Source organism: Deferrivibrio sp., from assembly GCF_055117995.1.
The window spans coordinates 1-20,036 of the sequence record NZ_JBSQOT010000034.1 but is presented as its reverse complement, the minus strand read 5'-3'; the positions used below and the strand labels follow the sequence as shown (position 1 = coordinate 20,036).

21 protein-coding genes are annotated in these 20,036 nt (G+C 32.7%); 8 read left to right on the top strand and 13 right to left on the bottom strand.

Translation table 11 applies throughout. The features are described from left to right. From rfbA (ACTCAF_RS08800) to ACTCAF_RS08765, 8 genes are all read left to right on the top strand, one after another. Nucleotides 1-811 (top strand): glucose-1-phosphate thymidylyltransferase RfbA (gene rfbA, locus ACTCAF_RS08800; protein WP_463062916.1); only part of this gene is annotated, 811 nt, incomplete at its 5' end. Nucleotides 812-848: 37 nt separating this feature from the next. After that, entirely contained in the window at nucleotides 849-2,243 is a 1,395-nt protein-coding gene (gene rfbD / locus ACTCAF_RS08795) for a dTDP-4-dehydrorhamnose reductase (RefSeq protein WP_463062915.1), read from the top strand. Nucleotides 2,244-2,341: 98 nt separating this feature from the next. Then, the gene (gene rfbB, locus ACTCAF_RS08790) at nucleotides 2,342-3,466 is read left to right on the top strand and encodes a dTDP-glucose 4,6-dehydratase (protein ID WP_463062914.1); all 1,125 of its coding nucleotides are present in this window, start codon (nucleotides 2,342-2,344) and stop codon (nucleotides 3,464-3,466) included. A 41-nt stretch (nucleotides 3,467-3,507) separates the two neighbouring features. Further along, entirely contained in the window at nucleotides 3,508-3,810 is a 303-nt protein-coding gene (locus tag ACTCAF_RS08785; RefSeq protein ID WP_463062913.1) for a four helix bundle protein, read from the top strand. A 123-nt stretch (nucleotides 3,811-3,933) separates the two neighbouring features. Continuing rightward, entirely contained in the window at nucleotides 3,934-4,338 is a 405-nt protein-coding gene (locus ACTCAF_RS08780) for an MraY family glycosyltransferase (RefSeq protein ID WP_463062912.1), read from the top strand. Between the two features lie 3 nt (nucleotides 4,339-4,341). After that, a complete protein-coding gene (locus ACTCAF_RS08775; RefSeq protein ID WP_463062918.1) occupies nucleotides 4,342-5,019 on the top strand; it encodes a glycosyltransferase family 4 protein in 678 nt (225 codons plus the stop codon). A gap of 21 nt (nucleotides 5,020-5,040) precedes the next feature. Then, nucleotides 5,041-5,226, top strand: a complete 186-nt coding sequence (locus ACTCAF_RS08770) for a hypothetical protein (RefSeq protein ID WP_463062911.1) — start codon at nucleotides 5,041-5,043, stop codon at nucleotides 5,224-5,226. Then, nucleotides 5,184-5,279, top strand: a complete 96-nt coding sequence (locus ACTCAF_RS08765) for a four helix bundle protein (protein ID WP_463062917.1) — start codon at nucleotides 5,184-5,186, stop codon at nucleotides 5,277-5,279. The genes ACTCAF_RS08770 and ACTCAF_RS08765 overlap by 43 nt, the downstream gene beginning before the upstream one ends. A gap of 41 nt (nucleotides 5,280-5,320) precedes the next feature. Here the strand turns inward: ACTCAF_RS08765 and ACTCAF_RS08760 are convergent, their stop codons facing one another. The 13 genes from ACTCAF_RS08760 to rfbA (ACTCAF_RS08700) form a co-directional block, all read right to left on the bottom strand. Beyond that, entirely contained in the window at nucleotides 5,321-6,763 is a 1,443-nt protein-coding gene (locus ACTCAF_RS08760; protein ID WP_463062910.1) for a mannose-1-phosphate guanylyltransferase/mannose-6-phosphate isomerase, read from the bottom strand. 40 nt (nucleotides 6,764-6,803) lie between these two features. Then, on the bottom strand, nucleotides 6,804-7,826 hold the full coding sequence (galE, locus tag ACTCAF_RS08755) for a UDP-glucose 4-epimerase GalE (RefSeq protein WP_463062909.1): 1,023 nt from the start codon (nucleotides 7,824-7,826) through the stop codon (nucleotides 6,804-6,806). 38 nt (nucleotides 7,827-7,864) lie between these two features. Further along, complete coding sequence (locus ACTCAF_RS08750; RefSeq protein WP_463062908.1) at nucleotides 7,865-9,604, bottom strand: polysaccharide biosynthesis protein; 1,740 nt, start codon at nucleotides 9,602-9,604, stop codon at nucleotides 7,865-7,867. Nucleotides 9,605-9,731: 127 nt separating this feature from the next. Then, a complete protein-coding gene (locus ACTCAF_RS08745; protein ID WP_463062907.1) occupies nucleotides 9,732-10,850 on the bottom strand; it encodes an aminotransferase class I/II-fold pyridoxal phosphate-dependent enzyme in 1,119 nt (372 codons plus the stop codon). Continuing rightward, complete coding sequence (locus ACTCAF_RS08740) at nucleotides 10,843-11,463, bottom strand: acetyltransferase (RefSeq protein ID WP_463062906.1); 621 nt, start codon at nucleotides 11,461-11,463, stop codon at nucleotides 10,843-10,845. The genes ACTCAF_RS08745 and ACTCAF_RS08740 overlap by 8 nt, the downstream gene beginning before the upstream one ends. Continuing rightward, the gene (locus ACTCAF_RS08735; protein WP_463062905.1) at nucleotides 11,450-12,055 is read right to left on the bottom strand and encodes a sugar transferase; all 606 of its coding nucleotides are present in this window, start codon (nucleotides 12,053-12,055) and stop codon (nucleotides 11,450-11,452) included. Before ACTCAF_RS08735 ends, ACTCAF_RS08740 begins: the two co-directional genes overlap by 14 nt. Further along, nucleotides 12,048-13,154 (bottom strand): glycosyltransferase family 4 protein, encoded by a 1,107-nt coding sequence (locus ACTCAF_RS08730; RefSeq protein ID WP_463062904.1) that lies wholly within the window; start codon nucleotides 13,152-13,154, stop codon nucleotides 12,048-12,050. Before ACTCAF_RS08730 ends, ACTCAF_RS08735 begins: the two co-directional genes overlap by 8 nt. Beyond that, on the bottom strand, nucleotides 13,151-14,227 hold the full coding sequence (locus ACTCAF_RS08725) for a glycosyltransferase family 4 protein (RefSeq protein ID WP_463062903.1): 1,077 nt from the start codon (nucleotides 14,225-14,227) through the stop codon (nucleotides 13,151-13,153). Before ACTCAF_RS08725 ends, ACTCAF_RS08730 begins: the two co-directional genes overlap by 4 nt. Beyond that, nucleotides 14,224-15,249, bottom strand: a complete 1,026-nt coding sequence (locus tag ACTCAF_RS08720) for a glycosyltransferase family 2 protein (protein WP_463062902.1) — start codon at nucleotides 15,247-15,249, stop codon at nucleotides 14,224-14,226. The genes ACTCAF_RS08725 and ACTCAF_RS08720 overlap by 4 nt, the downstream gene beginning before the upstream one ends. A gap of 47 nt (nucleotides 15,250-15,296) precedes the next feature. Next, on the bottom strand, nucleotides 15,297-16,565 hold the full coding sequence (locus ACTCAF_RS08715; RefSeq protein ID WP_463062901.1) for a flippase: 1,269 nt from the start codon (nucleotides 16,563-16,565) through the stop codon (nucleotides 15,297-15,299). Nucleotides 16,566-16,585: 20 nt separating this feature from the next. After that, nucleotides 16,586-17,782 (bottom strand): dTDP-glucose 4,6-dehydratase, encoded by a 1,197-nt coding sequence (gene rfbB, locus ACTCAF_RS08710; RefSeq protein ID WP_463062900.1) that lies wholly within the window; start codon nucleotides 17,780-17,782, stop codon nucleotides 16,586-16,588. A 4-nt stretch (nucleotides 17,783-17,786) separates the two neighbouring features. Further along, on the bottom strand, nucleotides 17,787-19,187 hold the full coding sequence (rfbD, locus tag ACTCAF_RS08705; RefSeq protein WP_463062899.1) for a dTDP-4-dehydrorhamnose reductase: 1,401 nt from the start codon (nucleotides 19,185-19,187) through the stop codon (nucleotides 17,787-17,789). Between the two features lie 38 nt (nucleotides 19,188-19,225). Next, nucleotides 19,226-20,036: glucose-1-phosphate thymidylyltransferase RfbA (gene rfbA / locus ACTCAF_RS08700; RefSeq protein ID WP_463062898.1), on the bottom strand; the 811-nt coding region annotated here is incomplete at its 5' end.

Genomic DNA, 20,036 nt, shown 5'->3' with positions numbered 1-20,036 from the left:
TTTGCCAGTCTACGATAAGCCTATGATATATTACCCGCTCTCTGTATTGATGCTTGCGGGTATAAAGGATATTTTAATCATTTCCACTCCTCATGATTTACCAAATTTTGAAAGATTATTGGGTAGTGGTGAGCAGTACGGCATAAACTTATCATATGCAGTTCAGCCATCACCTGATGGACTTGCTCAGGCTTTTTTGATAGGGGAAGATTTTATTGGAGACGATAGTTGTGCGATGATTTTGGGTGATAATATATTTTATGGAAGCGGACTAACCAGCCATTTAAAAGGCGCAGTCAAAAATTCTGAAAATGGCAGGGCTACCATCTTTGGCTATTATGTGAATGACCCTGAAAGGTTTGGTATTGTTGAGTTTGATGCAAATGGTAAGGTGATATCTGTTGAGGAAAAACCCAAAAAACCAAAATCTAACTACTGTGTCACAGGGCTGTATTTTTATGATAACCGTGTAGTAGAGTTTGCAAAAAAAGTAAAACCGTCAGATAGAGGGGAGCTTGAAATTACAGATTTAAATAAGCTGTATCTTGAAGATGGGACATTAGATGTCAAATTGCTTGGAAGAGGTTACGCGTGGCTTGATACAGGTACCGTTGATTCATTGATAGATGCTGCTGAATTTGTAAAGGTACTTGAAAAGAGACAGGGGATAAAAATAGCAGCTATTGAAGAGATTGCTTATCACAATGGTTGGATAGATAAGAATACTTTGCTTGTCGCGGCTAAAAAGTATGGTAAATCACCATACGGTGAGCATTTGAGAAAAGTGGGGGAAGGCAAAATTATTTATTAGCTAAAGATGGTTACTTATTAATAGTTTGGAGTTTAAAATGAAGGTAGAGAGCACTGTTTTGAAAGGTGTATTAATAATAGAAACTGACTGTTTTGGAGATAATCGTGGCTGGTTTACCGAAAGCTATAATAAAGAGAGATTTGCAAAATATGGTTTGGATACAGATTTTGTGCAAGATAATCATTCTTATTCTGCCCAAAAAGGTGTGTTGAGAGGTATTCATTTTCAAAATAATCCTAAAGCTCAATCAAAGCTTGTCAGGTGTACTAAGGGGAAGATTCTTGATGTAGTTGTGGACTTGAGGAAAGGGTCAGATACTTACAAAAAATGGATTGCTGTAGAACTGAGTGAGCAAAATAGAAAGCAGATTTTTATACCAAAAGGCTATGGACATGGCTTTGTAACTCTTACGGATAATGTTGAATTACAATATAAGGTAGATGAGTATTATTCTAAAGAGTGTGATAGAAGTATAAAATATAATGATCCCGAATTAGGGATTAATTGGGGTGTTGAAAATCCTATTTTATCGGAGAAGGATGGCAATGCACCATATCTTAAAGATAGCGATTGCAATTTTAGTATTAAAGTGCTTGTTACAGGCGTCAATGGGCAGCTTGGTTATGATGTGGTACTAAGATTAAAAGAATTGGGGATAGATGTAATTGGCGTAGATGTGAATGATTTTGATATTACTGATGAGATTCAAACTGTCCAAAATATTTTAACAATAAAACCTGATGTAGTGGTGCATTGTGCCGCTTATACTGCTGTGGATAAAGCTGAGGAAGAGAGATATAAATGCTATTCTGTAAATACTGTTGGTACTAGAAATATTGCTTTAGCATGTAAAGAGATTGATGCAAAGATGGTCTATATCTCTACAGATTATGTTTTTGATGGCAAAGGGGTGGAGCCTTTTGATGAAAATCATGATACATGCCCGATTAATTATTATGGCTTTACCAAAGCAGAAGGGGAGAAGATTGTTGATGAGATACTTAATAAATATTTTATAGTAAGAACATCTTGGGTATTTGGGATTAACGGAAACAATTTTATAAAAACGATGTTAAAGCTATCAGAGACTAAAGATACATTAAAAGTAGTAAATGACCAATATGGCTCACCTACTTATACAAAAGATCTTGCGGAGCTAATTTGCGATATGATTCAGACTAATAAGTATGGTGTGTATCATGGAACAAATGAAGGTTATTGTAGTTGGTATGAGCTTGCAGTAGAGATATTCAAGATTTCAGGGAAAGATGTTAATGTAATTCCTGTACCTTCTGAAGAGTACCCCACTAAGGCGGTAAGACCAAAAAATTCTCGTCTATCAAAAGGGAATCTTGATGCTAATAATTTTAAAAGATTGCCTGATTGGAAAGATGCTGTTAAAAGGTATATAGATTCTTTAAGTGAAGTTTAAGCATAGTAATTTTTTATTATGAGAGGATCTCTTTTGTTACTTCAAACGCATAATTTAAAGCAAAAGTGATAATATGTTTATCTTAAAAAGGAGGTATTGTGAGCTACAATAATTACAATATATTAGTTACTGGTGGAGCAGGTTTTATTGGATCAAATTTTATTAGGTACCTTTTTGAAAAAGTAAACTTTGATGGAATAATTGTAAATTTTGATCTTCTGACATATGCCGGTAATTTAAAAAACCTTGAAGATATTTCCGAAAAATATAGCGGGAAAAATTATTTTTTCGAGCATGGAGATATCTGTGATAAAAAAAGAGTAGGAGAAATATTTGATAAGTATGATATAAATATGGTGGTACATTTTGCTGCCGAAAGTCATGTGGACCGTTCTATATTGGGACCTGAAGAGTTTGTAAGGACAAATGTTCAAGGTACATTTACTCTTTTAGAAGCTGCACGCACATACTGGCTAAATAACAATGGCAAATCAGACAAAGCTAAGCTAACATTCAACATTCATAATTCTTCATTAACAAAACGTTTTCATCATATTAGTACTGATGAAGTGTATGGTTCTCTTGGCGATATGGGCTATTTCTACGAAACGACGCCATATGACCCAAGGAGCCCTTATTCTGCTTCAAAAGCGGCATCGGATCATTTAGTAAGAGCTTATTACCATACTTATAGTCTTCCAGTTACTATTTCCAACTGTTCAAATAATTATGGTCCTTACCATTTTCCTGAAAAATTGATTCCTCTTATGATATTGAATATGTTGGATGAAAAACCTTTGCCTGTATATGGTGATGGTAAAAACATTAGAGATTGGTTATATGTTGAAGACCATTGTAGTGCTGTGTGGAAGATTTTGACAGAAGGTGAGGTTGGAGAGACATATAACATAGGAGGGGAAAATGAGTGGGAGAATATCAAGCTTGTAAATCGGTTATGTGAGATTGTGGCAAACAAAATGGGTAAGGATAAAGATTATTATAAAAAGCTTATTACTTTTGTAAAAGACAGACCAGGACATGATAGAAGATATGCAATAAATTGTGATAAAATTAAGAATAAGTTAGGATGGAAACAAAGTGTAGATTTTGAAAAAGGGCTTGAAAAAACTGTGGATTGGTATCTAAACAATAAAGAATGGGTAGAGACCGTAAAGTCTGGCGAATATAAAAAATGGGTAGAGATGAATTATGATAAAAGATAAACGTTCAATGTTCCATGTTCAACGTTATATGATGAAAGTGTATGAGGATTGAAAGGTTTGAAGATATTGATGCATGGAAAGAAAGAAGGGAGCTTGTGAAAGTAATTTACGAGTGTTTCAAAGATAATAAAGATTATAATTTTAAGGATCAAATTCAAAGAGCGGCTATTTCTATAATGTCAAATATTGCAGAAGGTTTTGATAGAGGTTCTAATAAAGAATTTATTCAATTTTTTGTGATTGCTCGAGCTTCAGCTTCTGAAGTGAGAAGTTTATGTTATGCAGCATTAGATAACGAATATGTATCTGAACAAATGTCTGAAGAAATAAAGAAAAATTTTTAAAAATAAATAGCCTAATAAATACCTTTGTTCGTTACATAAAAAGCTCTAGCAGACAACGTTGAACTTTGAACTTTGAACGTAGAACTTAGAACGTAGAACATAGAAATAATCATCGGAGTTAACATGGCAAACTTATTCCTTGTATCTTTTTTAATTTCTTTAACTTTTTGTTTTATAATAATTTTTTTGTTTAATAAAAGCTTATATATAGGCTCCGACCATTTTGATGGACCGCAGAAGTTTCATGATAGGCCTACGCCGAGGATTGGCGGAGTAGGTATTTTTGTGGCTTTTGCTGTGGCGGTTTTGTATTTGATGGTATTCAAAAAGAATAGTGTATATTTATATTTTTTTATATCTTCATTACCTATTTTTTTGTTTGGATTATTAGAGGATATCACAAGAAAAGTAGCGCCAAAAATTAGATTATTGGCAGCTATTTTATCGGGATTATTGGTATATTTTTTATTAGATGTTTATTTGACGAGAATCGGGATACCTTATGTTGACAATATTTTTCATATTTAAGTTATTGCTGTTATTTTTACAATTATAGGTGTTGCAGGTGTTGCTAATGCTATCAATATAATTGATGGGTATAATGGGCTTGCATCAGTTGTATCTATTATAATATTTTTAGCGATCGCTTATGTAGGGTATAAATTAAAAGATCAATTTGTTTATACTATTTCTTTTTTAATGATAGGTGGTATCGCTGGCTTTTTTATATGGAATTACCCTTTTGGCAAAATATTCTTGGGGGATGGGGGTGCATATTTTATAGGATTTACTATTGCTGTTTTATCTGTAATGCTTGTTAAAAATCATCCTCAAGTGTCACCATGGTTTCCACTTTTAGTAGTAATCTACCCAGTGTTTGAAACTGTATTTTCAATTATCAGAAGGAAATTTTATAAAAAATATCGTATTGATAGTCCTGATAGTCATCATTTACATCAGCTTATCTATAAGCGTGTTGTACCTTTTGTTTTTGATATCCATCGCAGTGAAAAACTTATGCGCAATTCTGCCACATCCCCTTTTCTCTGGCTTATTTGTTCGTTTGGAGCTATCCCCGCCGTAATGTCCTGGCAAAATACCCCAATTTTGGTCATATTTACTGTCCTTTTCTGCTGGTTTTATGTCTGGCTTTACAGAAGTATTGTAAGGTTTAAGTTGATGAAAATGTTGAAACGTGGGAACGTGTAAACGTTAGAACAGGAATTATTTATGGGAAAATTTATTAGGTTTGAAGAAATTGATGCTTGGAAGCTTTTATTTGAGCTTGTCAAAGAAATTTATAAAGTGACTAACTATGAAAAAGTTGTAAAAGATTTTGCTTTTAAAGATAAATTCAAAGAGCAGCTATATCTATACCTTCAAACATTGCAGAAGGATTTAAGAGAGACTCTGTAAGAGAATTTATAAGGTTTTTGTATATAGCTAAAGGTTCAAGTGGAGAATTATGAACACTACCTTGGTTTACGGTTGACGAAATTCGGCTAAAGTATTACTCCCTTTTAAAATCATCATCAATTCTTACAATATCATCTTCGCCGGTGTATTCGCCGACCTGGGCTTCAATCAAAATTACGGGGATTTTGCCATCATTGGCAAGTCTGTGAACTTCTCCCATTTTTATATATGTTGACTCATTTGGTCTTACATATCTTGTTTCATTGCCCACCGTAACGGTTGCAGTACCGCTGACCACAATCCAGTGTTCATTCCTGTGCATATGCTTTTGCAGTGACAATCTCTTACCAGGCTTTACCATAATCTTTTTAATTTTATAGCCTTTGCCGTCTTCAAGGACTGTGTATGTGCCCCATGGCCTATGAACAGTGTTGTGAAAGGCAAGCAGATTCGAGTTGGTAGAATTTAATTTGCTGACTAGCTCTTTTACCTTTTGAGCATCTTCTTTTTTTGCAACAAGCAGAGCATCGTTTGTATCAACAATAATAAGGTCATTTACGCCGATTGTTCCCACAAATCTATCTTCAGAAATAATAAGATTATTCTTTGAATCAATGAGTATCGGTGTTGCGTTGGCCATTAAGGCATTACCATGTTCATCCTGCTGAAATTCATTATAAAGGGATGCAAAGCTGCCAAGGTCATTCCATGAAAAATCACATTTTACCACTTTCACATTTTTTGATTTTTCCATGACAGCGTAATCTATTGATTCTGAGGGGATTGTTTCCATATGCTGGTGTTGAATCCTTATTGTGGAATTATCAACTTTTTTCTCGTTAAAAGCAACTACACAAGCCTCATAAATTTCAGGCGCATGAGCCTTTAATTCTGCTAAAAATACACCGGCTTTAAACATAAACATACCTGAATTCCAGAAGAACAATTTTGAATTTTGAGTGTTAAATTTTGAGTTTTCTTCCAAATATTTTGTTGCTGTTTCTAAATCAGGCTTTTCATGAAACATTTCCACATCGAAAAAAACGTTTTTTGTATCTTTGCACCTTGCCTGGATGTAACCATAGCCTGTTTCGGGGTATGTGGGGGTGATACCAAATGTTACAAGATAGCCTTCTTTTGCGAGGGTTTCGGCGTTTGCGATGGTCTTCTTATATTCCTTAATATTTTTGATTAAGTGATCAGATGGGCTGACGAGGACAATTTCATCCGGGCTAAGAGATAGACATGCAAGGGCAATGGCTGGTGCTGTATTTCTCCCGACCGGCTCCAGGAAAAATCTTGAATTATTTACATTAAATGAACGAATATTTAGCTCTTCAAGTTGGTCAATTGCAAGAAAATATTGTTCAGCGTTGGAAACAATTAAAAATGATTTGCATAAATCTGCATTCCTTTCAACAGTAAGCTGAAAGAGCGATTTATCATCAAAAAGCTTTACAAATTGCTTTGGATAAAGTGTCCTGCTTATCGGCCATAGTCTTGTTCCTGACCCTCCACAAAGTATAATCCCTTTCATTTTTTAATCTCCTGAAAATAATTAATAATCTAAATAGTGTTTACCTCACTTGAGATAATTTCTTTTCCCATTCAAGGGCAGTTTTGCAAATATATTCAAGGTTATTATATTTTGGCTGCCATTTCGTCATGCTTTTTATTTTTTCATTTCCTGCCACGAGTGTCGCAGGATCCCCTGCCCTTCTGCCTGAAATCTCAACATTAAAATTTACACCAGAAACCTTTTTCATTACTTCGATAACTTCTTTTACAGAATAACCGTGGCCATAACCACAGTTAAAAACTTCACTTTCATTATTTTCAAGGTAAATAAGCGCTTTTAAATGGGCATCGGCAAGGTCATCTACATGGATATAGTCTCTGATACATGTGCCATCAGCGGTAGGATAATCATCCCCAAAAATATACATTTTGTTTCGCTTGCCTACTGCAGTCTCTGCGGCAACCTTTATCAGGTGGGTTGCCTCAGGGAATGACTGACCTATCCTTGTTTTACCATCAGCCCCTGCCACATTAAAATATCTCAAGATTACGTATTTAAAATCTTTATATGCTTTGCCGCTGTCTATGAGGACATTTTCACTCATTAGCTTGCTCATCCCATAGGGATTAATAGGCAATCTTGCGGTGTCTTCCAGTACAGGGACTTTTGCCGGCTCACCGTAAACTGCAGCAGTAGAAGAAAATATAAACCTGTTTACGCCGTATTTTACACAACTATTTATCAGATTTGTAGTATTTACGGTATTGTTCATATAATATTTTAAGGGGTTTGCCACACTCTCAGGGACGACAATGCTTGCCGCAAAATGGATTACCGCATCAAAAGAGTTTGACTTAATTATACCTTCCACTTCTGAAAAATTTTTCAGGTCGGTATGAAGAAATGCCAACCTGTTGCCGCCAATGGTTTTAAGAGTTTCGATGGTGGTCATATGTCCAGTGGAGAGGTTATCAATGATTGTTACAACGCTATCTGTATTTTCCAGAAGCTGTTTTACCACATGACTGCCAATGTACCCTGCCCCGCCAGTAACCAAGATATTGTTCGCAAAATTATGCATAAAAAGCCCCCAAATATGGTTTTATATAGAATAATATTTTAAGAAATTTTATCATCTCTGTAAAATGGTACGACTTTCTGTAAATATTTTTTTATATTTTCTGGAGACTTGTAAATATATGTTTTTAAATCTTCAAGAATAGATTGAACCTTTTCAATACTGTATCCATTAGAAATCTTCGCAGTAAATATACTCTGGTGCTTTGTAGCCTCAGTACCCTCTTCTGCTGTCAATAATTCTTCGAAAAGTTTTTCGCCAGGTCTTAATCCAGTAAATTCTATTTTTATGTCAATATTTGGTTCAAGTCCTTGCAGTTTTATCAAATCTTTTGCTAAAGAGACTATTTTTACTGGCTCACCCATATCAAGGACAAAGACTTCACCTCCACTTCCCATAGCTGCAGACTGAAAAACGAGTAAAACAGCTTCAGGGATTGTCATAAAATATCTTTTCATTTCAGGATGAGTTACGGTTACAGGTCCACCATGCTTTATCTGTTCCAGAAAAATTGGAATCACACTTCCTCTACTCCCAAGGACATTACCAAATCTAACAGATATATATTTAGTTGTAACATCATTGAATGCCGAACAAATAATCTCAGCTATTCTTTTTGTAGCCCCCATGATGCTTGTTGGATTAACTGCTTTATCTGTTGAGATATTTATAAATTTTTTTATTTTATGCTTTTTGGATAAAACGACTAAATTATATGTTCCAAATATATTTGTTTTGACTGCCTCTTCAGGATAGTGTTCCATCAATGGGACATGTTTATAGGCCGCAGCATGAAAAACAATATCAATGTCATATTTTTTAAATATTTCATCAAGTTTATTAAAATCTCTTATATCGCCAACAATATAATCAAAATCGATTTTTTTGCCAATCTGAATTAACAGATGGCTGATTTTAAGTGAGAGATTATGAAGCTCCGTTTCATCAATTTCAAAAGCTATAACTTTTTTTGGGGAAAAATTTATAATTTGTCTTAAAATTTCTGAGCCAATTGAACCTGCAGCTCCAGTTATAAAGACAATTTTTCCTTTGATAAATTCTCTTACCAAAGAAGCATCAATTTTTACGGGTTTTCTTGCTAATAGATCCTCAAGATTTATATCTCGTAAATCTTTTATGCTGATACTATCTTTTAATAAGAATGATGTATTTGGGACTATTTTTACATCTTTTATTTGATTTTGCTTTGCTGTTTCGAATATCTGCTTTATTTTTTTATATGATAAAGAAGGTATTGCTATTATTATTGTTTCAATGTTGGTACTTTTTATTGCATTATCTAAATCATCAATCTTCCCAATGACCGGTATATTGTGAATATAAATATTTTGCTTAGCAATATTATCGTCCAGAAATGCTACTGGTAGCATATTTAAATCTTTTTTTATAAGCTCTCTTGCTATTTTTTCACCACTGTCTCCTGCACCTATAATAATTGTTTTTTTTATGGCACTTGTTTTTTTATTTTTTATGATCTCTATATAAACTCTTTTTGAGACTCTAAATATTGAAACTGCTGTAAGTGAAATAAAAAAATCTATAAGCGGAATAGATCTCGGGACTAAATATATTTTTACTACATAATAATATAAATAATTAAATAAGCCTATAATGAAAATTGCCAAAAGCAAAGAAATTACAATTTTAAAAAAATCTACAACAGAGATAAATCTCCAGCTAATAAAATAGAGCTTGTTTAAATAGAATAAAAATACTTTTACAAAAATAAAAATTGGCAAGGAATAAAAAAATGAGTCCATAAAGACAGAGGGGATATAAAAGTCAAATCTTAGCAAAAAGGAAATATAAAGGCTAATTACAAATATAAAACTATCTAATAAAATGAAAAAGATTAGTCTCTTAGTTGTAGTTAGATTTAATATTTTTTTAAGCATCAATTGACCCTTTAATCTTTTCTGATATGCGACTGACATCATCGTATTTGAGTTCAGTTCCGCTTGGCAAACAAATGCCTTTTTTAAACAAATTTTCACTTACACCATTAGAATAAAATAAACATCCTTCAAACACAGGTTGTAAATGCATCGGTTTCCATAGAGGTCTTGTTTCAATGCCACTTTCTTGCATTCTTTTAACAATTTCAAATGGATCCTGGTTATGAAATATCAAAGTAGTAAGCCAGCGATTTCCTCTTGCATGTTCTAATTCAGGCATAAACTCAATTTCAGAAATATCAGATAATAATTTTTTATAATTTTTAAATGTTTCCCTTCTTTTTTTTATTCTGAAATCAATTGTTTCAAGCTGTCCAAGTCCTATTGCAGCAAGGACATTACTCATCCTATAATTATAGCCATACTCTTTATGCTCATACCACAATTCATCTTCTTTTGCCTGGGTAGAGTAAAATCTTGCTTTTTTTGCAATCCATTCATCATCTGTTACCAACATTCCTCCGCCTGAAGTAGTGATTATTTTGTTCCCGTTAAAGGAATAAATCCCAGCTTTTCCAAAAGTACCAGTATGTTTTTCTTTAAATGTTGCACCTAAAGACTCTGCAGCATCCTCAATTAAAATTATTTCATATTTATTACAAATTTCAACTATAGAATCCATATCTGCAGGTTGGCCATAAAGATGAGTCAAAATTAATGCCTTTGGTTTTATATTTTTTTTTCGTAAATCTTTAACAGCATCTTCTAAAAGATTTGGATCCATATTCCAACTTTTATAATCGCTATCAATAAAAATTGGATTTGCTTTTTGATACAGGATAGGGGCAACAGAACCTATAAAAGTAAAAGTTGATGCCAAAACATAATCACCCTCTTTTATGCCTAAAACCCTCACAGCCAAATGTATTGCAGCAGTACCAGATGACACAGCCACAGCATATTTTGCACCAGTATAATTACAAACAGATTTTTCAAATTTATCTATAAACTCACCAACAGGCGCAAGATAATTACTTTCAAAGACCTGTTTTACATACTCCATTTCATTGCCACAAATATATGGCGGCGATAAAAAAATCTTATTACTCATTTTTCCTAATTACCCTCCCTGGATTCCCAACTACCACAACATTATCTGGAACATCTTTTAATACAACAGCACCTGCACCAATTATTACATTTTCACCAATAGTTATATTTTGTTTTACACAAGCCCCAATTCCCACTTGCGAAAATTTTCCAACTTTTACCCCACCTGCAAGAGCAGCATTCGGTGAAATATGAGCAAAATCTCCAACAACACAATCATGCTCTACAATTACCCCAGTATTAATTATACAACCTTTTCCAATAGTTGCAGAATTATTTACAACAGAGTTGGGGAAAATTACACTACCTTCACCAATTACAATATGTTTAGATATTATTGCACTTGGATCAATCAAACTAACTAATGTGATATTTTTACTTTTCAATTTGTTGTAGATTTTATGTCTAACTTTATTATCACCAATCCCTAAAGCAATATCAAAACCTTTACACACTAAGTCATTAAAAGTTAATACAGGCAAATCTAAAAGTTTTTTTTTACTCCTATCATCATCTACAAAACCTTTTATTTTATAACCTAATCTTAATGCCACATCATAGACAACCTTTCCATGTCCACTTGCACCATATATGTAAATTTCAATTGTTTCCATTAAACTTCTCCATCGTAGCTCTACCTTCTTGTGAAATACCTTCTTTTTTTAGAACTTTCCATATAGTGAGCAATATTATTTTTAAATCAAGCCAAAATGATAAGTTTTCCACATAATAAATATCATATTCGAATTTTTCTTTCCATGTCAAAGCATTCCTTCCCATAACCTGAGCAAGTCCAGTTATGCCTGGCTTAACATCATGTCTTTTTTTTTGTCTTTCGTTATATAATGGCAAATATTCAATAAGAAGAGGCCTTGGTCCCACAAAACTCATATCCCCTTTTAAAACATTAAAAAGTTGTGGCAACTCATCCAAGCTTAGACTTCTAATAAATTTACCTATCCCTTTGAGTCTAAGCTCATCAGGTAGTAAATTTCCATTTTCGTCTTTTTCGTTTGTCATTGTACGAAATTTATAAATCTTAAAAATTTTCCCTTTATACCCTGGACGTTCTTGAATAAATAATATCGGTCTACTGTCCCATAAATATATTAATATTCCAACTATTAACATAATTGGCAGGAAGAGTATTAGTAAAACTAAAGCCAACATTCTATCAAATAAAGGTTTTAAAAAATTTTTATACATTTAATAACTCTTCATACAATTTTATATATTGAGACACTACTAATTTTATATCAAATTCTTTTACAGCTTTTTCTCTGGAATATTTACCAAATCTTTCTCTTAGTTCATTGTTATTTATTAATATTTCAATTTTTTTAGCAAGTTTAACATGATCTTTTATAGGTACCAAAAAACCATTTTTATTGTTTTCTACCACTTCTCTACATCCAACAGCATCTGTTGTTACTATGGGTTTACCCATAGCTGCTGCTTCCAATAAAGTCCTTGGTATACCTTCTCTATAACTTGGCAAAACAAAAACATCGCAAATAGAAATAAGCTGTTTTATATCTTTTCTAAAGCCTAAATACTTCACATCTTTCCAATCTGGTACAAATGCATTTTTATTCCCTTTATCTACATCACCGACATACAAAAAATTTGCTTTATTTTTTAATATCTCCGTAGCCCTTATATATTCCTCTACACCCTTATCCTTTATAACCCGTGCAATCATCAAGACAATCGGCTTGTTTTTGTTTATTTTAAGCTCTCTTGTTAGTTCTTCATCTTTTGGTTCGGGTTTGAAATAATCCGTATCAACACCACTTGACTTTATTAGCACAGCTTTATCTTCTTTGATTATACCTTTTTTAATAAAATAAGCCATGTCATCGCTATTCTGAAATACAACTTTTTTGGAAAATTTTGTGGTTATCCTATATAGATTTTCAATTGCATATCTAACCATCTTTGATTTTTGGTCATTGTGCACAAAAAAACTCCCAAGCCCCGTAACCGTATTGATTATGTTTTTTGTTCCTGATAAATTACCATAAATATTTGGTTTATGCATAAAGGTATGTAAAATATCTGGATTAATTTTTTTTATAATGTTTTGTATGTTTAGAATAGTACTTATCTCATTAAAAGGATTAAGACTACTCCTTTTAATCTTATACTCAAATGAAATAATACCAAAATCTTTAAACTTTTCAAAATACTCTCCTTTAGGGATCACAGCATATACTTTGTGGTTCAAGTTAACTAACTCCTTCATTATTGGCAATCTAAAAAGAAATAGATTTAAATCAAGGTGACTCAGAAATGCAATTTTCATAATTTGCCGCCTATTTCTCTTAATAATTTAACATAAAGTTCAGATGTTTTTTCTAAGGAGTAACATTCATCAACTACTTTGTATCCGATTACCCCCATTTTTTCTGATACGTCTTTATTAAGAAACAAATATTCTAAATAAGTATAAAAATCTTCTTTTGAATTAGCCAAAAATCCGTTTTTTTCATGTTTAACTATTATATTATTTTCACCTATATCTGATGCAACAACAGGTTTTTTGCAGCCCATATATTGTATAAGTTTAAAACCACACTTCCCCCTTTCAAATGGACCATCTATTAAAGGCATTATGCCTACATCAAATTTACATATTTCCTGAATTTCCGTATGTTCATCCCAATCTATAATTTTATAATTAAACTTTAGCTGATTTTCTAAGTTTTTATCGAATCCTACAAGATGAACTACAGCTTCATACTGTTGGGTAAATTCTGTCAATATTTCATTGATAGTTAAAACATACCTGCTTGTTGATGGTGACCCAATCCATCCTATTATAAATTTTTCACCCTTTTTTTTATCATTACAGAGATATTTTCTGAGATCTATAACTGTTGGTATCTTTTCTATTCTTTTTGATTCTGCATTTTTTGCATATTCAATGATATATTCGCTACCACCAATAACGAAGCTGGCTAATTTCATAACTGTTTTTATTTTGTTTTTTAGTAAAAGACGTACGAATTTTTTACTATAATTGTCGTAATTGTGCCATACCGCATCATCATAATCCACTATATAAGGTTTTCCTATTAATTTCAGATAATACTCTAAAATAGGAGGAAAATATGGTATCAACTCTTTTTCTATTACAAGTAAATCATATTTCCAGCTATCTATTAATACCGCTTTTATCCTTTTTAATACCCTTTTCAAAGTCAAAAACTTATTTTCTTTGCCATGTTTGTACTTATAAACAAGATATTCTTCGTTAAAAAGTGGCTTAATATCAAAATCAATTCCAGCTTTTTTTACAAATGTTAGATACTGATAAGTCCTATAACGGGAACTAGCGCCAAGGCGATCATATTTAGGTAAAAATAGAACTCTCACTTTGTACCTGCTTTTATTATTTTTATTATGTTTTTATAAAGATAGATATATCCCTTGATCATCTCGGAAATTTCATCAAAGTTTCTTTTTAAAATCAAAAAACTAATTCTGCTAATTGGCTCTATAAAATATACAAATCCCATTAAAATCAGACCCTTAATTAAACCAAAATGCTTAAATGCATAAATTACTCTACTTTGAGCATTGTAAAATAATCTTTTTCCTTTAACTTTTTCGGAGGTTCCTCCTCCTTTGTGATAAGCCTTAGCTTCTGTAATGTAACTTGTTCTGAAACCTAACTCATAAGCCCTTCTTGAAAAATCTACTTCCTCAAAATATACAAAAAAGCTTTCATCAAATCCATCAAGCCTTTCAAAAAGATGTTTTTTTACCAAAAAAAATGCTCCAATAACTTGTTCTACTTCTTTTGTTTCCCTATGACTCCACTCTGCCATCCTATAACTTTTAAAAATTTTTGGGCATATGGTATCCAATCCAACCGTTCTAACAATTAAATTCCATAAAGTTGGAAATCTTGCACATGTTTTCTGAATATTTTCATCCATATCCAATAATTGTATTCCATAAATACCTGTTTCAGACTTGTCATGTTCATGAATATAATTGAACAGATTTACAAATGTATCTTCAAATACAATCATATCAGGATTTAGAAAAAGAATAAAATCTTCTTCTGCATCTTTTGCTCCAATATTACATGCTTTAGCAAATCCGTAATTTTTTGGGTTTCTGATTATTTTTAATGGTAATTTTATATTTTCAATATTGTTCAAAGAACCATCTGTTGAAGCATTATCTACAATGATAACTTTTTTAAGATAAAAATTAACTTTCTTAGCATGTTCAATAGATTTAAGACATTCTAAAATCTGGTTACCAGAATTCCAATTAACAACTATTATAGATAAACTCCTGTTCTTCCCAAAAGTCAGGACACTTTTTTGCTCATTTTTGTTATGACTATGCAGCTTCATCCTGATTCTCATTTTTCCATTTTTCATAGTATTCCACAGGCCTCATATAATTCAACGATGAATGACAATATTCATTACTTTAAAATTATTAAATACCTAAATAAAAAAGTAAGTAATAAGCTTTCACTAAGCACTATAGCTAAAGATACTCCCTTATCTTTTAAAATTGGGACTAATAATAGTGAAATTAATATAAAAAAAATACCGGTAGCAATAACGGACTTAGAAAAATATTTATTATGGCCAAGTGAAACAAGACCCAAGATCCCAAAATAATAGTTTAGTCCACCTATCACTATGACTATAGACAATATTTTTAAATCATAAATAGAGTAAGAGTAGTGTTGTCCACTGACTATATATACTAATTGGCTTGAGAAAATAAATGTCAAAATTGAAATAATAAAGTATATAAAAAAAACAAATTTTGAGAATTTAAATGATAATTTCTTTGCAGAGTCAGACCCTATTAATTTAAACCTATTGGAAAAATATGGGAAAAGTGTTTGTCCTATTGGTGATTGCAAATTTTGAATAGCAGATAAAATTTTTCTTGCTACTGAGTAATAACCAACTATTAAGTTACTACTGAATAAACCTAAAATTACAGTATCGGCACTTCTGTATAAACTTACTCCAACAGTTGATACAAATAAATGCCAACCATCACTTAATTGATATTTTATATCATAAAAACATGGTAACTTAAAACTTACTTTAAAATTCCTAAACACTATCCACATTGCTAAAATCCCAGCAACTATAAATCCAAGAGAATTTATCAAAGGAACGTAAATATAGTCAGAAGCTTCGTGAATAAAAACAAAAATAGCAACTGTAAAGATTAGCTTTGCCAATATATTTAAAAAGGTGATATACTTCATCCTTTCCATCCCCTGAAAAAACCAGACAGGGAAGAGAACTTGCCCTGCAACCATTCCAAATGTCAAAAAGTAAATCCCCCAATCATTTCTAAATTTTTCAAATGAAAAAATAACAACAGATAAAATTATGATAGAAACAATCATCAAAATAAACTTTATTGTCATTACAGAACTAAATATTTCAGAAACTTTTCCTTTATTTTCTCTGTGAATTGAAATCTCCCTTGTAGCAGATAGATTGAAACCATAATCAGTTAATATGACAAAATATTGAATAAAAGCCTGAGCAAACATTATAAGCCCAAATTTTTCCGGCCCCAAAACTCTTACAAGATAAGGTAATGTTATAAGCGGCAGTATATAATTTGCTCCCTGTAAAACACTTAGAGAAATAAAATTTGACAGCAGTCTCTTTTTATCTTCCGTATTGGTAAACTTCTTAATAAATCCCTTAATCAACCCATCCTCATAACAGTCTATTATCTTTTAGAATAATTTTTTTCTAACCATTTTTTATATTCCCCAGATTTTACATTTTCTACCCAATTTTTATTATTTAAATACCAATCAACTGTTTTATTAAGCCCCTCTTCAAATGTTACACTCTGCTTCCATTCCAATTCACTTTTGATTTTATCGCAATTTATGGCATAACGTCTGTCATGACCTGGCCTGTCTTTGACAAATGTAATCAGCCTTTTATAATAATCCTTGGCTTTACCCATCTTCTCTGCCACAATTTCACATAGTCTGTTTACGAGATCTATATTCGTCCATTCGTTTTCTCCGCCAATATTATATGTTTCACCTATTCTGCCGTTGGTCACAATTTTCCATACAGCACTGCAATGATCTTCCACATAGAGCCAGTCCCTGATGTTTTTACCGTCACCGTAAACCGGTAAAGGTTTTTCTTCAATCATATTTAAAATCATAAGAGGTATAAGCTTTTCCGGGAAATGATATGGTCCATAATTGTTTGAGCAGTTTGAAATTGTAACAGGTAATCCATAAGTATGATAATATGCTCTTACCAAATGATCACTGCTTGCTTTGCTTGCCGAATACGGGCTCCTTGGATCATAAGGGGTTGTTTCATAAAAATAACCTGTATCGCTTAGGCTACCATAAACTTCATCTGTAGAAATATGATGAAAACGAGGAAGCGTGGCTTCCAATTTTGAATTTTGAATTTTGTGTGTAGAATTATTTTCTTTTTCATTGAGCATTAAATATTCATCATTTACAGCTTCATTTAGATATCTGTCATGATATTTAAATGGCTTCTCCATCCAGTAATTTTTAGCAACATCCAATAGAGTGAATGTGCCCTGTATATTTGTCCTTACAAATTCCTCAGGTCCAAGGATGGATCTGTCCACATGGGACTCCGCTGCAAAGTGAATTACTGTGTTTATTTCATATTTTTCAAATATAGATTTCACTTTTTCTCTGTCACAGATATCACCGTGCTCAAAAAAATAATTCTTACCTTCATATTTTTTTGCAATATCTTCCAGATTCATAAGATTGCCGGCATATGTCAGAAGGTCAAGGTTAACAACTACTCCATCAAAGTTTTCTTTTTCAAAAAGGTACCTGATAAAGTTTGACCCAATAAAACCAGCACCACCGGTAACCAGTATTTTTCTGTTTGATGATGAATTGTTATACATTAACTTATTCCCCCAATGTTAAATATTGAGTCTTAAAATCTTCCAATGATTTTTTCCAGTCAGGTAATCTGCTAAATCCGTTTTTATCAAGCATATTCTTGGAAAGTCTTGAGTTTTTTGGCCTTTTTGCCCTGGTAGGGAATTCTTCTGAGGAAATTGGAATTACTTTGGTGTCTCTTCCAAATATTTTAAAAATCTGGGCGGCAAATTCATACCAACTACAAAATCCCTCATTTGAAGCGTGGTATATTCCATATTTATTGGTTTGAATGATTTCACATATTAGTTTTGCAAGCTCAGGAGTATATGTAGGCGAGCCAATCTGATCATTTACAACTTTTATTTCATCTCTTGTTTTTGAAAGTGTTAACATGGTCTTGACAAAGTTGTTTCCATTTATACCAAACACCCAGGAAGTCCTTACAATAAAATACTTCTCTAACAATTCTTGTACAACATTTTCGCCTTTAGCTTTTGTATACCCGTAATAATTTATCGGATTAGTCCGTTCATACTCATCAAAAGGGTTTTCACCTTCACCATCAAAAACATAGTCAGTAGAAACATAAAGCATTTTTGCATCGATTTTCTTGCATGCAATTGCAATGTTTCTTGTACCTTGTACATTTACTGCATAGCACTTATCCTTTTCTTCCTCAGCCTTATCCACTGCAGTATAGGCTGCACAATGCACTACCACATCAGGATTGATTCTTGAGATGTTGTTCAATGTTTCGTTTTCATCTGTAATATCAAAATCATCCATATCAACACCGACTGCTTCCAACCCCAGCTCGTTCAGTCTCTTTAGCACGTCATAGCCAAGCTGACCTTTTGCACCTGTTACAAGAACCTTGATAGTAAAATTTACGTCGCTGTCTTTTAGAAATGGTGCGTTTTTATCTTTGTCTGATAGAATAGGTGATTTTGTCTTCCAATCTATGTTAAGCTCAGGGTCATCAAACCTGATACTTCTGTCATATTCCTTTGAGTAATATTCATCCACCTTATACTGGATTTCAACATTTTCTGTAAGCGTAACAAAACCATGGCCATATCCTTTTGGGATAAATACTTGCTTTTTGTTTTCTTCACTGAGTTCTATTGCAATCCATTTCTTATATGTATCTGAGCCTTTTCTCAAATCGACTATCACATCAAGAATCTTCCCTCTTGTGCATCTTACAAGCTTGCTTTGAGATTTGGGGTTGTTTTGAAAGTGGATTCCTCGAATAATTCCTTTTTGTGCAGAAAATGAGTGATTATCTTGAACAAATTCAATATCAATACCAAAATTTTTGAAGCGTTCTTTGTTGTAACTTTCGGTAAACCAGCCTCTATTGTCACCAAAATAACTGGTTTCAATTATCTTTACGCCTCTGAAAATAGTATCTGTTATATTCATATATTCCTACTTGATTCAATTATTTCAAAAATCTGAATTTAATAATGTATCTTACCTTCAGCTACTTTTTTTAGATATTCCCCATAGGGTGATTTTCCATATCTTTCTGACGCTGTTATCAATGTAGCTTTGTCTATCCAGCCGTTTTTATATGCTACCTCTTCGAGAGCCGCAATCTTTATCCCCTGCCTTTTTTCCAGTACTTTTACAAACTCAGATGCTTCAACTAAAGAATCGACTGTACCAGTGTCAAGCCAGGCGTATCCCCTGCCAAGAAGTCTCACCTGTAAGCTACCATCTTGAAGGTATAGTCTATTTAAATCGGTTATCTCAAGCTCGCCTCTTGCAGAAGGCTTTACCTGTTTGGCAAAGTTTACAACTCTGTTATCGTAAAAATATAGCCCGGTAATACAGTAATTTGATTTGGGATGTTTAGGTTTTTCCTCAACAGAAATAACATTGCCATGCTCATCAAACTCAACTACTCCAAATCTCTCCGGGTCGTTAACATAATATCCAAAAATTGTAGCAATACCTTTATCAGCATTTTTCACTGCTTCCTTTAAATGATTGGTAAGTCCACTTCCGTAAAAGATATTATCCCCTAAAATCATTGCACAATTATCGTCGCCAATAAAATCTTCACCTATCAAAAATGCTTGAGCAAGGCCATCGGGGGACGGTTGTACAGCATATGACAAGCTTATACCAAATTGCTCTCCGCTACCCAATAATTTTTCAAAATTTGGCAAATCATGAGGAGTGGAAATGATTAAAATATCCTTTATACCCGCAAGCATCAATACAGAGAGCGGGTAATATATCATAGGCTTATCGTAGACTGGCAAA

Bases quoted from the DNA above. Each gene is read 5' to 3' on its own strand.
- rfbD (WP_463062915.1), top strand. From the start codon at position 849: ATGAAGGTAGAGAGCACTGTTTTGAAAGGTGTATTAATAATAGAAACT.
- ACTCAF_RS08785 (WP_463062913.1), top strand. From the start codon at position 3,508: ATGAGGATTGAAAGGTTTGAAGATATTGATGCATGGAAAGAAAGAAGG.
- ACTCAF_RS08780 (WP_463062912.1), top strand. From the start codon at position 3,934: ATGGCAAACTTATTCCTTGTATCTTTTTTAATTTCTTTAACTTTTTGT.
- ACTCAF_RS08770 (WP_463062911.1), top strand. From the start codon at position 5,041: ATGGGAAAATTTATTAGGTTTGAAGAAATTGATGCTTGGAAGCTTTTA.
- ACTCAF_RS08760 (WP_463062910.1), bottom strand. From the start codon at position 6,763: ATGAAAGGGATTATACTTTGTGGAGGGTCAGGAACAAGACTATGGCCG.
- galE (WP_463062909.1), bottom strand. From the start codon at position 7,826: ATGCATAATTTTGCGAACAATATCTTGGTTACTGGCGGGGCAGGGTAC.
- ACTCAF_RS08750 (WP_463062908.1), bottom strand. From the start codon at position 9,604: ATGGACTCATTTTTTTATTCCTTGCCAATTTTTATTTTTGTAAAAGTA.
- ACTCAF_RS08745 (WP_463062907.1), bottom strand. From the start codon at position 10,850: ATGAGTAATAAGATTTTTTTATCGCCGCCATATATTTGTGGCAATGAA.
- ACTCAF_RS08740 (WP_463062906.1), bottom strand. From the start codon at position 11,463: ATGGAAACAATTGAAATTTACATATATGGTGCAAGTGGACATGGAAAG.
- ACTCAF_RS08735 (WP_463062905.1), bottom strand. From the start codon at position 12,055: ATGTATAAAAATTTTTTAAAACCTTTATTTGATAGAATGTTGGCTTTA.
- ACTCAF_RS08730 (WP_463062904.1), bottom strand. From the start codon at position 13,154: ATGAAAATTGCATTTCTGAGTCACCTTGATTTAAATCTATTTCTTTTT.
- ACTCAF_RS08720 (WP_463062902.1), bottom strand. From the start codon at position 15,249: ATGAAAAATGGAAAAATGAGAATCAGGATGAAGCTGCATAGTCATAAC.
- rfbB (WP_463062900.1), bottom strand. From the start codon at position 17,782: ATGTATAACAATTCATCATCAAACAGAAAAATACTGGTTACCGGTGGT.
- rfbD (WP_463062899.1), bottom strand. From the start codon at position 19,187: ATGAATATAACAGATACTATTTTCAGAGGCGTAAAGATAATTGAAACC.